Below are 15995 nucleotides of genomic sequence, written 5' to 3'. Positions count from 1 at the left end.
TAGTCGTGCGGCTGTAACCGTTGGCCGTGGACCGCGTCGCGCCGTGTGCGGGCTCCTGGTCGAGGTCGCGAAAGAGATGCCGCGGCGTGCCGCGGTCGAGGCGCGCCGGGCTTGGCGCGACACGCCGGTATCCTAGGCGAGACGCGGCGCAGGGCCGCGGCGGGAGCCGTGCGAGGGAGGCGGGTGCTCATGTACTTGAAGAGCCTGACCCTCAAAGGCTTCAAGTCGTTCGCGCAGCCGACCACCTTCGCCTTCGAGACCGGCGTCACCTGCGTCGTCGGGCCGAACGGATCCGGGAAGAGCAACGTCGTCGACGCGCTCGCGTGGGTGATGGGGGAGCAGGGCGTCAAGACGCTCCGCGGCGGCAAGATGGAAGACGTCATCTTCGCCGGCACCTCGACGAGAGGGCCCCTGGGCCGCGCCCAGGTGATCCTGACCATCGACAATGCCGATGGTGCGCTGCCGATCGACTACTCCGAGGTGACGATCAGCCGAACGCTCTTCCGCAACGGGGGCAGCGAGTACGCGATCAACGGCGACAACTGCCGCCTCCTCGACGTCCAAGAACTTCTGAGCGACTCGGGTCTCGGGCGCGAGATGCACGTCATCGTGGGGCAGGGGCAGCTCGACGCCGTCCTTCGCGCGACACCGGAGGAGCGCCGCGGCTTCATCGAAGAGGCCGCAGGCATCCTGAAGCACCGCCGGCGCAAGGAGAAGACGCTCCGCAAGCTCGACGCGATGCAGACGAACCTGACCCGGCTCAGCGACCTCGCCGGTGAGATCCGGCGCCAGCTCAAGCCGCTCGGGCGTCAGGCCGAGATCGCCCGCGAGGCGCAGGGCATCGCGGCCGTCGTCCGCGACGCGCGAGCGCGACTCCTGGCCGACGAGGTCGTCGCCCTGCGAAGCGTGCTCACCGACCAGGCGAAGAGCGAGAACGAGCGCAAGAGCGAACGGATCGTGCTCCAAGAACAGCTCGACCAGAACAAGCTTCGCGAACAGCGGCTCGAGCAGGCGATGGTCGGAGACGCCGTCGACGACGCGCGACGCGTGGCCTTCGGGCTCGAGTCGGTCCAGGAGCGGCTGCGCAGCCTCTCGAGCCTCGCGAACCAGAAGCTGACGCTGCTCGCCCAGCAGGCCGACTCGCCCGGAGTCGCGACCAGTGTGTCGTCCGGAATGGTGGCCGATGCCCGTGACGAGGCCGAGCGTCTCCAGGAAGGCGTCGCCGAGGCCGAGCTGGCAGTGGCGCAGGCCGCGTCCGAGGTCGCGACGACTCGGGCGTCGCTCGACTCCCTCGACGACGAGATCTCGGCGCAGAGCGCGCTCGTCTCCGAGCACGACCTCGAGGTCGCCCGCCTCGGGAGCGCGGTCGAAGTGGCTCGTTCCAAGCTCGCCGCCGTCACGGGCGAGCAACTCCGTCAGTCCAACGCCCTGGAGGCCGCCGACACCCGCCGCGAGGCGAGCCGCGCCGAGTTCGCCGCCCTCGAGAAGGAGGCGCCGGCGTCCGACGACGCAGACGGCGTCGACCACGCGTCCCTCCAGCAGCAGGCCGACGACCTCGTCGCGACGGCTCAAACGGCCGCCGACGGTCTCCGAGAGCGTCTTCACGCTCTGGAGCGCGAACGCGATGCTCTCGCCGCACGGACCAGCGCCCTGTCGCTCGCCCTCGATCAGAACGATGCCTCCAGCGCTCTCGTCGCCGCCGGCCTCCCCGGGGTCAGAGGGCTCGTGGCCGAGCACGTCCAGGTCGAACCCGGCTTCGAGGTCGCGATCGCCGCCGCTCTGGGATCCGTGGCGGACGCCGTGCTGGCCGACGGATCCGACGCCGCTTTCGACGCCGTCGCGCACGTCACCGCCGAAGAACTCGGTCGCGTCGAGGTCGTCGTGGCCTCTCCGCGGAGGGCGGTCGAGCCGCTCGTGGCACGGCTCCCGTCCGGCGCAGTGGCCGCCGCCGGCGTCGTGACGGCACCCGACGGGATCCTGGGCGTCCTCTCCTCGACGGTCATCGCCGACGACCTCGACGTGGCGCGTCGCGTGCTCGACAGCGCTGCGCAGCCGGTGACCGTGATCACCCGCGCGGGCGAGGTGCTCACCGACTTCTCGGTGCGGGGCGGCTCGACCGGCGGCCGCTCGCGGCTCGAGCTCATCGCCGATCGAGATGCCGCCGCTGAGTCGCTGACCGGCGTGAGCGTCGAGATCGAGCGGGTGGCCTCCGACCTCGAAGCAGCTCGAGCACAGCTCTCCGAAGCCAGGACGCAGGCGAAAGAGGCCGCGGCTGCCGCGCGCGAGCACGAATCTCGCCTCGCGGCCCACGGTCAGCGCGCTGGGCGTCTCAAGGCCCAGCTCGAGGCCGCCGAGGCCGAAGCCGAGCGGCTGTCGGTCGCTCTGGCCGCTTCGGCCGACACCGTGCACCAGGCCGAACGGGTCGTGGCACAGGCCGTCTCTGCGCACGAGGAGTACTCGTCCAGGCCGCGCCCGATCCTCGACGTCTCCGCGCGAGACGGCGTACTCGCCGAACTCGAGAACGCTCGCGGCGTCGAGATCGAGAAACGCATCCAGCTCGAGACGATTCGCGAGCGGGTGCGGGCCGAGGTCTCGCGTGCCAAAGACCTGCAGCGTCAGCTCGACGAGCAACGGGTCGCTGCCGAAGAGCACGCCCGACAGACCGTGATCCGGCAGCGACAGATGACCGCCACGACGTCCGTGCTCGAGGCGCTTCCTCCGTTCTCGACGCGGTCGATCGATCCGTCGCCGAAGCGCGAGCCGAGCTCACCGCGCGGGAAGCGGCCCGCTCCGAACAGAACGCCGAACTCGCTGCCCTTCGTCGCGACGAACGCGAGCTTCGCGAACGCCTCCACACCGTCACGGAGAACGTCCACGGTCTCGAGATGGAGATCTACGAGAAGAAGCTGCACCTCTCGAGCCTTCTGGAGCGCGCAGGATCAGAGCTGGGTCTCGTCGAATCCGTGCTGGTCGACGAATTCGGCCCGGAGGTTCCCATCCCGGGTGCCACAGAAGACGCCGAACCCGAGGTCTTCGTCCGCGACGAGCAGAAGAAGCGCCTGGCGGCCGCCGAGCGCACCCTCGCCCAACTCGGCCGGGTCAACCCGCTCGCCCTCGAGGAGTTCTCCGCGCTCGAGCAGCGACACAAGTTCCTCACCGATCAGCTGACCGACCTCACGTCCACTCGCAAAGACCTCCTCACGATCATCGACGAGATCGACGAGAAGATGCAGAGCATCTTCAAGGGAGCCTTCGACGACACGCGCGACGCGTTCAACCAGGTGTTCCCGATCCTGTTCCCCGGCGGAAGCGGCAGCATCCATCTCACCGACCCCGAGCACCTGCTCGAGACGGGCATCGAGGTGACCGTCAAGCCGGCGGGCAAGAAGATCGAGCGGCTCTCGCTGCTGTCCGGTGGAGAACGTTCGCTGGCGGCAGTGGCACTCCTGATCGCGATCTTCAAGGCGCGGCCCTCGCCGTTCTACATCATGGACGAGGTCGAGGCGGCTCTCGACGATGCCAACCTCGGTCGCCTGCTGACGATCTTCCAAGACCTTCGCGAATCGTCCCAACTGATCGTGATCACCCACCAGAAGCGCACGATGGAGATCGCGGACGCCCTCTACGGCGTCTCGATGCGCCAAGACGGGGTGTCGGCCGTCGTCGGCCAGCGGGTGGTCACGAAGGCGGAGCAGGCATCCGCTTGATCCTGCGGGCCGACTGCCCCGACGAGAGCGATCGGCGCGCGCTCGATGCTCCCGAACGGGGACGGGCGCTTGCCAGGGGCCGTCGGTAGCCTGACAAGATGCGTGCGAACTGGCCCCCGCCGATCTGGTTGGCGTGGGAGAAGCCCGCGCACAAGTGGATCGGCCGTTACGGTGCCCTGTGGATCTCCGCCGGTGGCGCGGCCTTCTTCCTGTTCCTGCTCCTCGTCGGCGGGCAGCTCCTGCACAACGGGGCGTCGATCACCGTCGGTCTGCTCGTCGGGTCCGTCACGGTGGCCGGCGCGTTCATCTACACGATGGCGTACCGGATCGGACCCCGAGACACCCTCGGTCTGCCGAGGCTGCTGATTGCGTTCGGCCTGGGCGGCCTCGTCGCCGTCACGGTCGGGTCGACCTTCGACTCCCTGCTGTCGACGGCGGCTCCCGGCGCGGGAACGACGCCGAGCCTCGTGGTCCTGTCGCTCGCGGGAATCTCCGAAGAGCTGGCGAAGATCCTGGCGGTGGTCCTGGTCGCCCGGGGCCTCGCCGACAAGAGCATGCGCAACGGGCTCTTCCTGGGGGAGCGGTCGGGCTCGGATTCGCGGCGCTCGAAGACCTCGCTTATGCGGTCAACTTCTACGAGAACCCGCCGGCGCAGCTCCACCTCACCCATCTCGCGGCAGCGCTCGTCCTCGTGCCGACACGCGCGCTGCTCACGCCCTTCCTGCACCCGCTCTACACGGCCCTTTTCGCCGCAGCCCTGTTCGCTTCCTCCAAGAACGGGAAGTTCAGGATCACCTGGCGCGTCGTCCTGGCCTACCTCGGCGTCTCTCTGGCGCACGGCCTCTGGGACGGTGGCGCCGGTGCTCTGCAGCACGTCACCGGCGTCCTGCAGCTCGCGCTGGCGCCCGTCGTCGTCTTCGTCGTGTACCCGGGGGTGATCGTCGGCACGGGGCTGATCTGGATCAAGGTCGCTCGCCGCGCACGCTTCCAGTTCCACACCAGGGTGCTCTGGTGGCTCGCGCCGCCGCCCGGTGGCGGTCCGGCCGCACCCGGCGGTCCGGGTCTCGCGCTGCCCCCGGTTCCCTCACCCGTTGCGCCGCCCGCGGTGCCCGTGGCACCGCTGCCGGGCACGTCGTGGCCGCCGCCCGCGTCGGGCTCGGTTGCGCCCGGTTCGGCCGCTGCGCCCGATTCGGGCGCTGCGCAGGACGGCGGCACACTGCAGTCGCCTCCGGTCGCCGTGCCCTCGGGGCGGCACTCCGCCCCCGGTGCCGAGGAGCCCGAGGCGGCGCAGGTGACCACCTGGCCGCCGCCGGCCGCGCACACGCGCGCCTGAGCGCCGCCGCGCGCAACCGGAACCGGCGGCCGAGCCGCACGCCCGAAGCCGCACGCGCAGGGCAGCAGGCCTTGACGCCCTACGCCGCAGCGGCCACCGGCTCGCCGTTGATGCTGAGCACGCGCCACTCGCCGTCCGTCCACTCGACGGTGTTGGCCGCCGCGTTGTGGATGTGCCCCACCTCGCGACCGAGGAGCGCGGCGAGGACGAAGCGGATGATCGTGCCGTGGCAGACCACGACGATGTTGGCGTCGGGCCCGTCGAGGGGCAGGCGCGTGTCGCGAATGTCTTCGAGGGCTTCGAGGCCCCGCGCCACGACGGCTTCGCGTGGTTCGATGTCGGGGAAGTCGGCGCCCGGCTCGTCGGGGATCTTGGTCGTCGCCACGGTGCCCTCGCGGGAGGCGTAGTCCCGCTCGATCAACTCGGGATACGCGGCACCGAGCTCGATCCCGAGTTGGGCCGCGATGATCTCAGCGGTCTCTCGGGCGCGGAGAAGGGGCGACGAGACGATCGCGCTCCACTCGTACGGGGCCAGGAGGAGCGCCGCCGCGTGAGCCTGCTCTCGACCGTGGTCGTTGAGCGGGATGTCGGACGACCCCTGGAGTTGATCGTGAAGGTTCCAGTCGGTCTGTCCGTGGCGGATCATTTCGAGGCGCATGTTCTCCGTGTTTCGTGTCGTGTCTCGCGCGCCGGGCGCGCAAGGGAGGAGAGCCTCACGGCCCTCGGATCCGTCAGTGGATGTGGGGCCGGCACGCGTGTGGACGTTCTACGACGCGGCGAGCTCGTCACGCCTGGCATCGTTTCTCGACTTGCGGAGACTCAGCACGGTGGCGACGAGGATCGTGAGCACGATGAACCCGAGGGAGAACCAGATGGGGATCTCCGGGATCCAGTCGACTGACCGACCGCCATTGATAAAGGGTACTTCGTTGACGTGCAACGCGTGGAAGGCGAGTTTTACTCCGATGAAGGCCAGGATCACGGCGAGGCCCTGAGCGAGATAGACCAAGCGCTCGAGCAGGCCCGAGATCAGGAAGTAGAGCTGGCGGAGTCCGAGCAGCGAGAAGGCGTTGGCGGTGAAGACGATGTAGGCGTCCTGCGTGAGGCCGAAGATCGCCGGGATCGAGTCGAGCGCGAACAGGACGTCGGTGAGACCGATGGCGACCATGACCAGGAGGAGCGGCGTGAACAGGCGCTTGCCGTTGATCTTGGTGGTCAATCGATCTTTGTCGTAGTCGTCGCTGGTCGGGATGATCTTCCGCAGGATCCGGATCAGCCTGCTGTCGCCCTGATCGCCTTCGTCGTGCCCGCCCTTGATCTGGCTGTAGGCGAGCCAGAAGAGCAGCAGCCCGAACAGGTAGAAGACCCAGGAGAAGTTCTCGATGATCGTGACGCCGAGCGCGATGAAGAGGCCGCGGGAGACGAGCGCGATGGCGATGCCGACCAGCAGCACCTTCTGCTGGTAGATCCGGGGCACGGCGAACGACGTCATGATGATCAAGAAGACGAAGAGGTTGTCGACGCTGAGCGCCTTCTCGGTGATCCACCCGGCGAAGTACTCGCCGCCGAGCGTCCAACCGCTGGAGACGCCGACTCCGACGCCGAACAGGATCGCGATCCCGATGTAGACGATCGACCAGGTGGCCGACTCGCGGATGGTCGGCTCGTGCGGCTTACGCACGTGGCTGTAGAAGTCGAAGACCAGGAGGCCCAGGATGAAGACGATCGTCAGGATCCAGATGAGGAACGGGGTTTCCATGGAGGCTCTTTCAGTACGGCATTGGAGAATGCGGAAGTACTGAAGGTCTCTTCCGCCGCCGCGATCGAACCGCGTGGGTTCGAACCGGGAGGCCGATGCACCGGGGGCAGATCGATCTGCTCCGTATTGACGGCGACACCGCGAGAGGAATACTCCCCTTCAACGTGTCAAGGGTACAGGGTGGCGACGGCCCGCGCCCCCGTCTGCGTAAAGTTGCACCCATGGCAAATCCTTGGTCCCTTTCGGGCGCACTCCGCGGCATGTTCGGTCGCAAGACCATCGACGACACGACGTGGGACGACCTCGAGACAGCGCTGATCGGCGCGGACTTCGGCCCCGACGTCACCGAGCAGATCACCGACGATCTCCGCGCGAAGGTGGCCAGGTACAACACGACCGATCCCGCCGACCTCAAGCGCATGCTCCGCGAGACCCTCGAGGAGCGCCTCTCGAAGCTCGACCCGACCCTCACCCTGTCGAACCGCCCCGCCGTCGTGCTCGTCGTCGGGGTGAACGGGGTCGGCAAGACGACGACGATCGGCAAGTTCGCCAAGTTCCTCCGCAACTTCGACCGGTCCGTCGTCGTGGGTGCCGCCGACACGTTCCGCGCCGCGGCGGTCGAGCAGCTCGGCACCTGGGCAGAGCGCGCCGGCGTCCAGATCGTCAAGCCGCAGACGCAGGGGCAGGATCCCGCCTCGGTCGCCTTCCAGACCGTCGAGAAGGCCATGCGCGAGGGCATCGAGATCGTCATCATCGACACCGCCGGGCGCCTGCAGACGAAAGCGGGGCTCATGGACGAGCTCGGCAAGATCAAGCGCGTCGTCGAGAAGCAGACCGAGATCGCCGAGGTCCTGCTGGTGCTCGACGCGACGACCGGCCAGAACGGCCTGGCGCAGGCCGAGGCCTTCATCCAGCACGCGGGCGTCACCGGCCTCGTGCTCACGAAGCTCGACGGGAGCGCCCGCGGTGGCTTCGTGCTGGCCGTTCAGGAGCAGACCGGCATCCCGATCAAGCTCGTCGGCCAGGGCGAGGGCATCGGCGATCTGACCGGTTTCACCCCTCACGTCTTCGTGCAGAACCTCATTGGTTGATCGGCAGCCGAGGCGCCGGGTCTCGGGCGGGCCTCGTCCGTTCGCCGCTTCGGCTGCCGATCACCCCGTGGATCGGTTGGTAGCCTGACGCATGGACATCGCACAACTCCCTGACCTGACCTGGACGGGCGTCGAGGGCAAAGCTGGCGAGGCAGACGGAGTGCTGACGCTGACAGCCGCGGCCGGCGTCGACTGGACCAACGCCGCACTCGGCGGAGAGCCGCAGCAGCGCGCCACGGCACTCGCCTTCGAGGCGCCCGACGAATTCTCGCTGTCGGCCCGGGTCCGGGTCGATGCGCCACGCTCGACCTTCGATGCGGGGGCGCTGGCGATCTGGGCCGACGGCGACCACTGGGCCAAGATCTGCTTCGAGTTCTCGCCTCAGGGGCAACCAATGGTCGTCTCCGTCGTGACGGCCGCGGGGTTCTCCGACGACTGCAATTCCGTCCCCGTCGACGACCCGCACGTCTTCTTGCGGATCAGCAGGATCGCTGGCGGCTGGGCCTTCCACTCGTCTCGCGACGGGTCCTCCTGGGACTTCGTCCGCGTCTTCCGGCTCGACGCGCCCGGCCCGTTCCGCGTCGGCTTCCTCTCCCAGGCTCCTCTCGGTGACCGCTGCGTGTCGCGCTTCGACGCGATCCGGCTCACCTCGACTCCGCCGACCGACCTTCGCGACGGCAGCTAGGCGACGGCACCGGCATCGGTGCTCCACACGACCGACCCGCGGCGGCGACGCTAGACCGCCTGGCGACCCTCCCCGGCCAGCAGCAGGTGCTGGAGCGGCTCGGGCACGACGCGCCCCCGTGCCTCCATCGTGCGTGCCCAGAGGCGTCCCGCCCGGTACGACGAACGCACCAGGGGCCCCGCGAGGACACCCGAGAAGCCCATGTCCTCGGCGATCTCGCGGAAGTCGACGAACTCCGCCGGCGTCACCCACCGCGCGACGGGCAGGTGGCGCGGCGACGGCCGGAGGTACTGCGTCAGCGTGATGATGTCGGTGTGAGCGTCGCGGAGCCGCTCCAGCGCGTCGATGACCTCGTCGCGTTCCTCGCCCATGCCGAGAATGAGGTTCGACTTGGTGACGAGCCCGGCGTCGTGGCCCTGCCTCAGGACGTCGAGGGAGCGTTCGAACGTGAAGGCCGGACGGATCCGGCGGAAGATCCGCGGCACCGTCTCGACGTTGTGGGCGAAGACCTCGGGCGAGGCCTCGAAGACTTTTGCGAGGAGCTCCGGGCGCCCGGAGAAGTCGGGCACCAGGATCTCGACGCCCGTGGTCGGATTCAGCTCGTGGATCTTCCGGATCGTCTCGGCGTAGAGCCAGACGCCCTCGTCGGCGAGGTCGTCGCGCGCGACACCCGTGACGGTGGCGTAGCGAAGTCCCATCTCGCGGACGGACTCGGCCACCGACAGAGGCTCGCGCAGGTCGAGGGGCGAGGGCTTTCCCGTGTCGATCTGGCAGAAGTCGCAGCGCCGCGTGCACTGGGAGCCGCCGATGAGGAAAGTCGCCTCGCGGTCCTCCCAGCACTCGTAGATGTTGGGGCAGCCGGCCTCCTGGCACACGGTGTGCAGCTTGTTGTCGCTGACCAGCGCGGTGAGGGCCTGGAATTCCGGGCCCTGTTTTGCGGTCGTGCGGATCCAGGAGGGCTTCTTCTCGATCGGGGTCGCGGCGTTGCGTGCCTCCAGGCGGAGAAGCCTGCGGCCCTCGGGCGCCGCGGTCACGCGGAGACCTCGGCGGCGACCCGTGCGGCCGGGGCGAGGCGGGCGAGATAGTGCGCGAGGCGTGTCTCGAGCTCGTCGACGACGTCGGAGACACCGAGGTGTCGGCCCGAGACGTTCGTCAGCGTGGTCACCCCGGCGTCGGCGATTCCGCAGGCGACGATCGTCGCGTACGGGTCGAGGGAGTTGTCGCAGTTGAGCGAGATGCCGTGCATCGATACCCCGTTGGCTACCCGGATGCCGATTGCGCCGACCTTGGCGTCGCCGAGACCGTCACGGACCCAGGCGCCGCTGCGCCCTCGATCCTGCGTGCTTCCACGCCGAAGGCGGCGCACGTGTCGATCAGCACCTGTTCGAGCGCGCGGACGTGGGCCACGACGTCCACGGGCTCGGGGAGGCGGACGATCGGGTAGGCGACGAGCTGACCCGGCCCGTGCCAGGTGATCCGCCCACCCCGATCCGTCTCGACCACGCGGCTTCCATCGAGGGGGAGATCCTCCGGTTGCGTGCGCCTTCCCGCCGTGTAGACGGAGGCGTGCTGGCACACGACGAGAGCGCCGTCCAGCTCACCGGCGACCACTTGCCGGTGCAGCCGCCGCTGGAGGTCGTAGCCCTCGTCGTAGTCGAGGGGTGGTCCGGTGATCCCGAGTCGCGTCGTCGCCATGCCGGAAGCGTAACCGATTAATAGACGCAGTATATAAATAGGGCGGGGTTCGCCGCTGGAGAACGTCGGGCAACGGGGCGGTGAGCCGTTAAGATGGTCGAACCATGGCAACTTTTGGATCCCTCTCCGACCGCCTCGCGGAAACCCTCAAGAACCTCCGCGGCAAGGGCAAGCTCAGCCCCGCCGACGTCGACGGCACCGTTCGCGAGATTCGCCGCGCCCTGCTCGACGCCGACGTCGCACTCGACGTCGTCAAGTCGTTCACGGCCGCCGTGCGCGAGCGCGCCCTCGGCGACGAGGTCAACAAGGCGCTGAATCCCGCGCAGCAGGTCGTGCAGATCGTCAACGAAGAGCTCGTGCAGATCCTCGGAGGTCAACAGCGCCGACTCGAGTTCGCGAAGAAGCCGCCGACCGTCATCATGCTCGCCGGCCTGCAGGGCGCCGGTAAGACCACGCTCGCGGGCAAGCTCGCCAAGTGGCTGAAGAAGGAGGGCCACACGCCTGTCCTGGTCGCTTCCGACCTCCAGCGCCCCAATGCCGTGACGCAGTTGCAGGTCGTCGGAGAGCAGGCGGGGGTTCCCGTCTTCGCTCCCGAGCCGGGCAACGGCGTCGGCGACCCCGTCAAGGTCGCCAAGAACGGCGTGAAGTTCGCCGCCGACAAGCTGTACGACACCGTCATCGTCGACACCGCCGGTCGACTGGGCGTCGACGCCGACCTGATGAAGCAGGCCGCGAACATCCGCAAGGCCGTCGATCCCGACGAGGTGCTGTTCGTCATCGACGCGATGATCGGCCAAGACGCCGTCGCGACCGCCAAGGCCTTCCAAGAGGGTGTCGACTTCACCGGCGTCGTCCTGACCAAGCTCGACGGCGACGCCCGCGGCGGTGCCGCACTCAGCGTCGCCCAGATGACCGGCCGCCCGATCATGTTCGCGTCGACCGGTGAGGGACTCGACGACTTCGAGCCGTTCCACCCCGACCGCATGGCGAGCCGAATCCTCGATCTCGGCGACATCCTCACCCTGATCGAGCAGGCGCAGGGAGCCTTCGACGAAGAGGAAGCCCTGAAGATCGCGGAGAAGTTCGCGACCGACAGCTTCACGCTCGACGACTTCCTCAAGCAGATGCAGCAGCTGCGAAACATGGGCTCGATCAAGGGCATGCTCGGCATGCTCCCGGGCGCCAAGGGCATGCGCGAGCAGCTCGACAACTTCGACGAGAAAGAGATCGTCCGCACCGAGGCGATCATCCAGTCGATGACCAAGGCCGAGCGGGCCAACTCCAAGCTCCTCAACGGCTCTCGGCGCCTCCGCATCGCACGCGGCTCGGGCATGACCGTGACCGACGTCAACCAGCTCGTCAACCGCTTCGAGCAGGCGGCGAAGATGATGAAGACGGTCGCGAAGGGGGCGTCCCTCAGGTACCGGGTATGGGTCCGATCCCGGGCGCCGGCTTCGGAGGCGGCCGCAAACAGGTCGCGAAGAAGAAGGGCTCGAAGGCGGGCAACCCGGCCAAGCGGGCAGCTGAGAACGCACGGATCGCCAGTGGCGAGAAGGCTCCGGCTGCGCCGACCGGCGGCGGTTTCGGTCTGGGCGGCCGCAAGGGCCAGGCCCCGCCGACCGAAGAAGAGCTGGCGAGCCTGCAGAAGTTCCTCGGTCGCTAGCCCGTCCGTCGGCCGTCGCGCGGTCAGGCCGGCGGAGCCACACCGTCGCGCAGCTCGGCGACGAGCGACGCGACCACGGCCTTGAGGCTGCCATCGTTACGAGCGGCGACGGCGAGTTGGCGCTGGTAGCTGGCACCACCGCTGATGATCGTCTGCACCCCGAACAGCTCGGGGAGGCAACCCAGACGGTCTGCCACGGGTTCGAGCCGGGCGAGGAGATCCTGCGTGTCGTCCGTCACCAACCGCTCATCGCCGGCCGCGTTCTGGATGATGATCGCCTCCATGCCGTAGCGCGCCGCACGCCACTTGTTCTCACGGACGAACCAGGGCTGCATGCGGGGAGCTCCTCGCCGCGGTCGAGGCGCTCGGAGAAGTCGTCGACCAGGCACTGCACGAGGGCGGCCATCGACGCCACCTCGGCGACGCTCGAGATCCCGTCGAAGACCCGCACCTCGAGCGTGCCCCACTTCGGTGACGGCCTGAGATCCCAGCGCAGCTCCGAGAAGTCGTCGATCACGCCGGTGTGGGTCATGTCGTGCACCATGGCCTCGTACTCGGCGTACGAGTCGAACTGCGGCGGCAGCCCCGCCGTCGGCAGCTGCTGGAACATCATCGCCCTGTTCGAGGCGTACCCGGTCGACTCGCCGACCCAGAACGGGCTCGACGCCGTCAGCACTTGGAAGTGCGGCAGGTAGGTGAGCAGAGCGTTCAGGATCGGCAGGACCTTGCGCTTGTCGTCGATCCCGACGTGCGCGTGGACGCCCCAGATCATCATCTGGCGGCCCCACCACCTCGTCCGGTCGATGAGCGTCTCGTAGCGCTCGCTCCCGGAGGTGACCTCCTGCTGGAACCACTGGCTGAACGGGTGCGTTCCGGCGCACATCAGGTCGGCGCCCAGGATCTCGGCCTCGTCACGCACGAGGTCGATGGTCGACGACAGGTCGGCGACGGCGTCGGCCACGCGCGTGTGGACGCCGGTCACGACCTCGATCGTATTGGTCAGCAGTTCTTTGGTGACCCGGTCGCCGTCGTCGTTGAGATGGCGGAGTGCGGGCAGGATGCTGGGGGCGTACGGGGCCAGCTCCCCGCTCGACCGGTCGACGAGCGCGAGTTCCCACTCGAGGCCGAGCGTCGAGCGCTTCGACGTGGCGAACGGGATCGGCGCGGGTGTCGTCATGGGGCACATCCTGCCAGCACCAACGCTCCTCGGGGCCGAGGCAAGTCGACATCCTCCGAAGAAGAGTCCTCATCTTTGCAGGGTGTGCACCGACTTGTCCCTCCTGGCAGGCGACACGGTGCCGGGACCTTCCGTGGCCCCCGTCGTGGGCTAACGTTGCTCGACGGGACCGACGCTGGGTGGGTTTACTCCCTCACAGAGCCGTGCCCCGTTGCCGGCAACAGGAGGAGAAGAAACGATGCAGTTGGTCGTGCGAGGAACAACCACCCATCTCGAAGGCGAGCTCGACATCCCGGTGTCGAAGTACCACGCCCACCGCGCGCTGGTCCTCGCGTCGTTGGCACCCGGCCGCAGCGTCATCACGGGCGTGTCGACGACACGGCAGGTCGAGTGGACCGTGGGCACCCTTCGCGCCCTCGGCACCAAGATCACGGTCGTCGGCAACACCTACGTCGTCGAGGGCGGCCCGTACAAGGCGACCGATGTCGTCGACCACGGTTCCAAGGGAGCCGAAGGCCTCCTCAACATGGGGTCGTCCGGCACCACCCTCTATTTCATGGTGGGGCTCGCCTCGCTGGCCGATCAACCGATGACGCTCACCGGCATGAAGTACTTCCGTCGTCGGCCGATCAAGGCGCTGCTCGACTCCCTCAAGCAGATGGGTGTGCAGCTCGATGCCGACGAGGACCGCCCTCCCGTCCACGTTCAGCCCGTCCGGCCCCGGGGTGGCGAGGTCTCCATCGCCGGCACGCTGAGCCAGTGGATCTCCGGTCTCCTGCTCGTCGCCCCGTTCGCCGAGAACGACACGGTCATCCACGTCACCGGCGGCACGCTCAACGAGCAGCCCTACGTCGACCTGACGATCCGCATGATGCGTCTCTGGGGCCTCACCGTCGAGCACGACGACGACTGGCTGACCTTCCGGATCCCCGGCAACCAGACGGCCACCCCGCACGACTACGTCATCCCGGCCGACATCGGCTCGGCCGCCTTCGGCATCGCCGCGGCCGCCATCCACCCCTCGAACGTCCTGTTCCGGGGCCTGTCGACGTTCAAGACGAGCGAGACCGACCACCCCGAGTCGGAGTTCCTCGACCTCGCCAGCGAGATGGGCGTCCCCTTCTCCCTCGACGAGGAGACCGGCTACGTGCGCATCGTGAATCCCGGCGGGCGCCTGAAGGCGATCGACATCGACTGTCAGCCGATCCCCGATCTCCTGCCGATCCTGGCGACGATGGCGACCTTCGCGGAGGGCACGTCGAGCTTCCGCAATGTCGGGCACATCCGCCTGAAAGAGAGCGACCGCGTCTCCGCGATGCTCCAGCTCAACAATCTCGGCGGCACCGCCGACCAGACGCAGGACGAGCTGCACGTGACCGGTGCCGCCGGCCCGCTGACCGGAGCTCCGCTGTCGTCGTTCAACGACCACCGCGTGCTCATGTCGCTCGCCATCGCTGCGACCCGCGCGGCCGGCCCGACGACCCTGACGTATCCGCGCGCCTACCGCATCTCCTACCCGACCTTCCTCGAGGCGATGACCTCCATCGGCCTCGACCTCGACATGGGCGATCCGAAGAACCTCGAGTCGGCCGAGAACGTCGACTTCGAGCGCGACGATCTGACGGAGGACGCCGCCATGCAGCAGGCCCTCTCGAGTTGCAGGGCGTCGACGCCGATCCGCTGGTGTTGAGCGACAAGGTGCGTGCCCTCAGCGAGTCGCACCCGGACGATCCCGCCGTGATCGAGGTCGGCGGCGTCGAGCCGGTCACGACGACCTGGCGTGAACTCCAGGACGAAGCCGACAAGGTCTCCCAGCTCTTGATCGAGCTCGGCGTCCAGAAGGGCGAGTCGGTCGCCATGCAGCTGCCGAACTGGAAGGAGTTCGTGGCGATCACGCTCGGCACGGTCCAGATCGGAGCGGTGGCGACGCCGATCATGCCCGTATTCGGTCCGCGCGAGACCACGATGACCCTGGCTCGCTCTCGCGCCAGAGTCGTCTTCCTGCCGAACCTCTTCCGCCGCCGCCGCCCGGCGATCGAGCTGCTCGAGGTGATCGACGAGGCGCGCGCTCAGAAGCGTCGCCTGTCTCTGGAGCACGTCGTGGTCCTGCGCTCCGAGAGCCGCGGAGACTCGGGTGCTCACAGCGACGTCACGCCGATCCCGGCCGACGCGGCCAAGGCCGTCGAGGCCTCCGAGTGGAACTGGCGCTACTACGACATCGCGCTGGCCGCCGTCACGCCCGACCGGGAGCGCATCATGCAGCTGTCGCCTTCGGCCGACGACATCTGCCAGCTGCTGTTCACCTCGGGCACGACGGGGAACCCAAGGGTGTGCAGCACCCCCACCGCACTCTGGGGCTCGCCACGGCCATGGAGGTCGCGCACCTCGGCTTGACCGACGCCGACCGCATCTACATCCCCTCGCCCCTTGCCCACCAGACCGGTTTCCTCTACGGGATGCTGCTCTCGTGGCGCCTCGGTGTGGCCAGCGTGATCCAGCCGGTGTGGGATCCCAAGGTGGCGCTCACCCAGGCCTTCGAGGCGTCCAAGGCCTCGTTCGTCCAGTGCGCGACGCCGTTCCTGACCGACCTCGTCGACCAGGTCGAGGCAGGCCTGACCGTTCCCGAGAGCCTGCGGATCTTCGTTGCGACCGGCGCCGCGGTGCCTCGCGCGCTGGCGCAGAAGGCGACGACCGTCCTGCAGACGAGCGTCCTCGGGGCGTTCGGCACCTCCGAGACCTGCCTCGGCGCGCTCTCGACTCCCGGCGATGCTCCGGAGGACGCCTGGGGGAGCGACGGCAAGCCGCTGCCGGGCATCCGCCTGCGGATCGTCGACGACGAGGGCGTGGAGCTTCCCCGGGGCAGCGAGGGCAACTACGAACTCCAT

General features: G+C 68.5%; 9 protein-coding genes and 4 pseudogenes. 7 read left to right on the top strand and 6 right to left on the bottom strand.

Annotated features, from left to right (window positions below; all coding sequences use genetic code 11):
- Window positions 1-189 precede the first annotated feature (189 nt).
- Window positions 190-3707, top strand: a pseudogene (gene smc, locus QUE79_RS16485) (chromosome segregation protein SMC).
- A gap of 133 nt (window positions 3708-3840) precedes the next feature.
- A complete protein-coding gene (locus QUE79_RS16480; protein WP_350271567.1) occupies window positions 3841-5040 on the top strand; it encodes a PrsW family glutamic-type intramembrane protease in 1200 nt (399 codons plus the stop codon).
- Between the two features lie 79 nt (window positions 5041-5119).
- On the opposite strand, the gene QUE79_RS16475 is transcribed toward QUE79_RS16480, so the two are convergent.
- A complete protein-coding gene (locus QUE79_RS16475; protein WP_286344016.1) occupies window positions 5120-5698 on the bottom strand; it encodes a histidine phosphatase family protein in 579 nt (192 codons plus the stop codon).
- 108 nt (window positions 5699-5806) lie between these two features.
- The gene (locus QUE79_RS16470) at window positions 5807-6799 is read right to left on the bottom strand and encodes a TerC family protein (RefSeq protein ID WP_286344015.1); all 993 of its coding nucleotides are present in this window, start codon (window positions 6797-6799) and stop codon (window positions 5807-5809) included.
- A gap of 221 nt (window positions 6800-7020) precedes the next feature.
- Between QUE79_RS16470 and ftsY the strand changes: the two genes are divergently transcribed.
- Together ftsY and QUE79_RS16460 are read left to right on the top strand one after the other, a co-directional pair.
- Window positions 7021-7890 carry a signal recognition particle-docking protein FtsY gene (gene ftsY / locus QUE79_RS16465; protein WP_286344014.1) on the top strand — a complete coding sequence of 290 codons (870 nt, stop codon included), beginning with the start codon at window positions 7021-7023 and terminating at the stop codon, window positions 7888-7890.
- Window positions 7891-7981: 91 nt separating this feature from the next.
- Complete coding sequence (locus tag QUE79_RS16460) at window positions 7982-8575, top strand: DUF1349 domain-containing protein (protein WP_286344013.1); 594 nt, start codon at window positions 7982-7984, stop codon at window positions 8573-8575.
- Window positions 8576-8625: 50 nt separating this feature from the next.
- Here QUE79_RS16460 and lipA read toward each other — a convergent pair whose 3' ends face one another.
- From lipA to lipB, 3 genes are read right to left on the bottom strand one after another with little or no spacing between them, the layout of a single operon-like run.
- Window positions 8626-9609 (bottom strand): lipoyl synthase, encoded by a 984-nt coding sequence (gene lipA, locus QUE79_RS16455; protein WP_286344012.1) that lies wholly within the window; start codon window positions 9607-9609, stop codon window positions 8626-8628.
- Window positions 9606-9941, bottom strand: coding sequence for a lipoyl protein ligase domain-containing protein (locus QUE79_RS26210; RefSeq protein WP_434011013.1), 336 nt, complete (start codon window positions 9939-9941; stop codon window positions 9606-9608). Before QUE79_RS26210 ends, lipA begins: the two co-directional genes overlap by 4 nt.
- On the bottom strand, window positions 9836-10270 hold the full coding sequence (gene lipB, locus QUE79_RS16450) for a lipoyl(octanoyl) transferase LipB (protein WP_350271565.1): 435 nt from the start codon (window positions 10268-10270) through the stop codon (window positions 9836-9838). Before lipB ends, QUE79_RS26210 begins: the two co-directional genes overlap by 106 nt.
- Window positions 10271-10374: 104 nt before the next feature.
- On the opposite strand from lipB, the pseudogene ffh reads away from it, so the two are divergent.
- A pseudogene (ffh, locus tag QUE79_RS16445) lies at window positions 10375-11933 on the top strand (signal recognition particle protein).
- A 23-nt stretch (window positions 11934-11956) separates the two neighbouring features.
- Here ffh and QUE79_RS16440 read toward each other — a convergent pair.
- Window positions 11957-13110: pseudogene (locus QUE79_RS16440) on the bottom strand (glutamate--cysteine ligase).
- Between the two features lie 238 nt (window positions 13111-13348).
- Here QUE79_RS16440 and aroA point away from each other — a divergent pair.
- Both aroA and QUE79_RS25710 read left to right on the top strand, forming a co-directional pair.
- The gene (aroA, locus tag QUE79_RS16435) at window positions 13349-14800 is read left to right on the top strand and encodes a 3-phosphoshikimate 1-carboxyvinyltransferase (protein WP_286344011.1); all 1452 of its coding nucleotides are present in this window, start codon (window positions 13349-13351) and stop codon (window positions 14798-14800) included.
- A pseudogene (locus QUE79_RS25710) lies at window positions 14794-15962 on the top strand (AMP-binding protein); the annotation flags it as partial. The gene aroA and the pseudogene QUE79_RS25710, both read left to right, overlap by 7 nt.
- Window positions 15963-15995 lie beyond the last annotated feature (33 nt).

It is taken from the genome of Frondihabitans sucicola (genome assembly GCF_030296615.1).
Taxonomy (GTDB): Bacteria; Actinomycetota; Actinomycetes; order Actinomycetales; family Microbacteriaceae; genus Frondihabitans; species Frondihabitans sucicola.
This window is presented reverse-complemented; position numbering and strand designations above follow the sequence as displayed.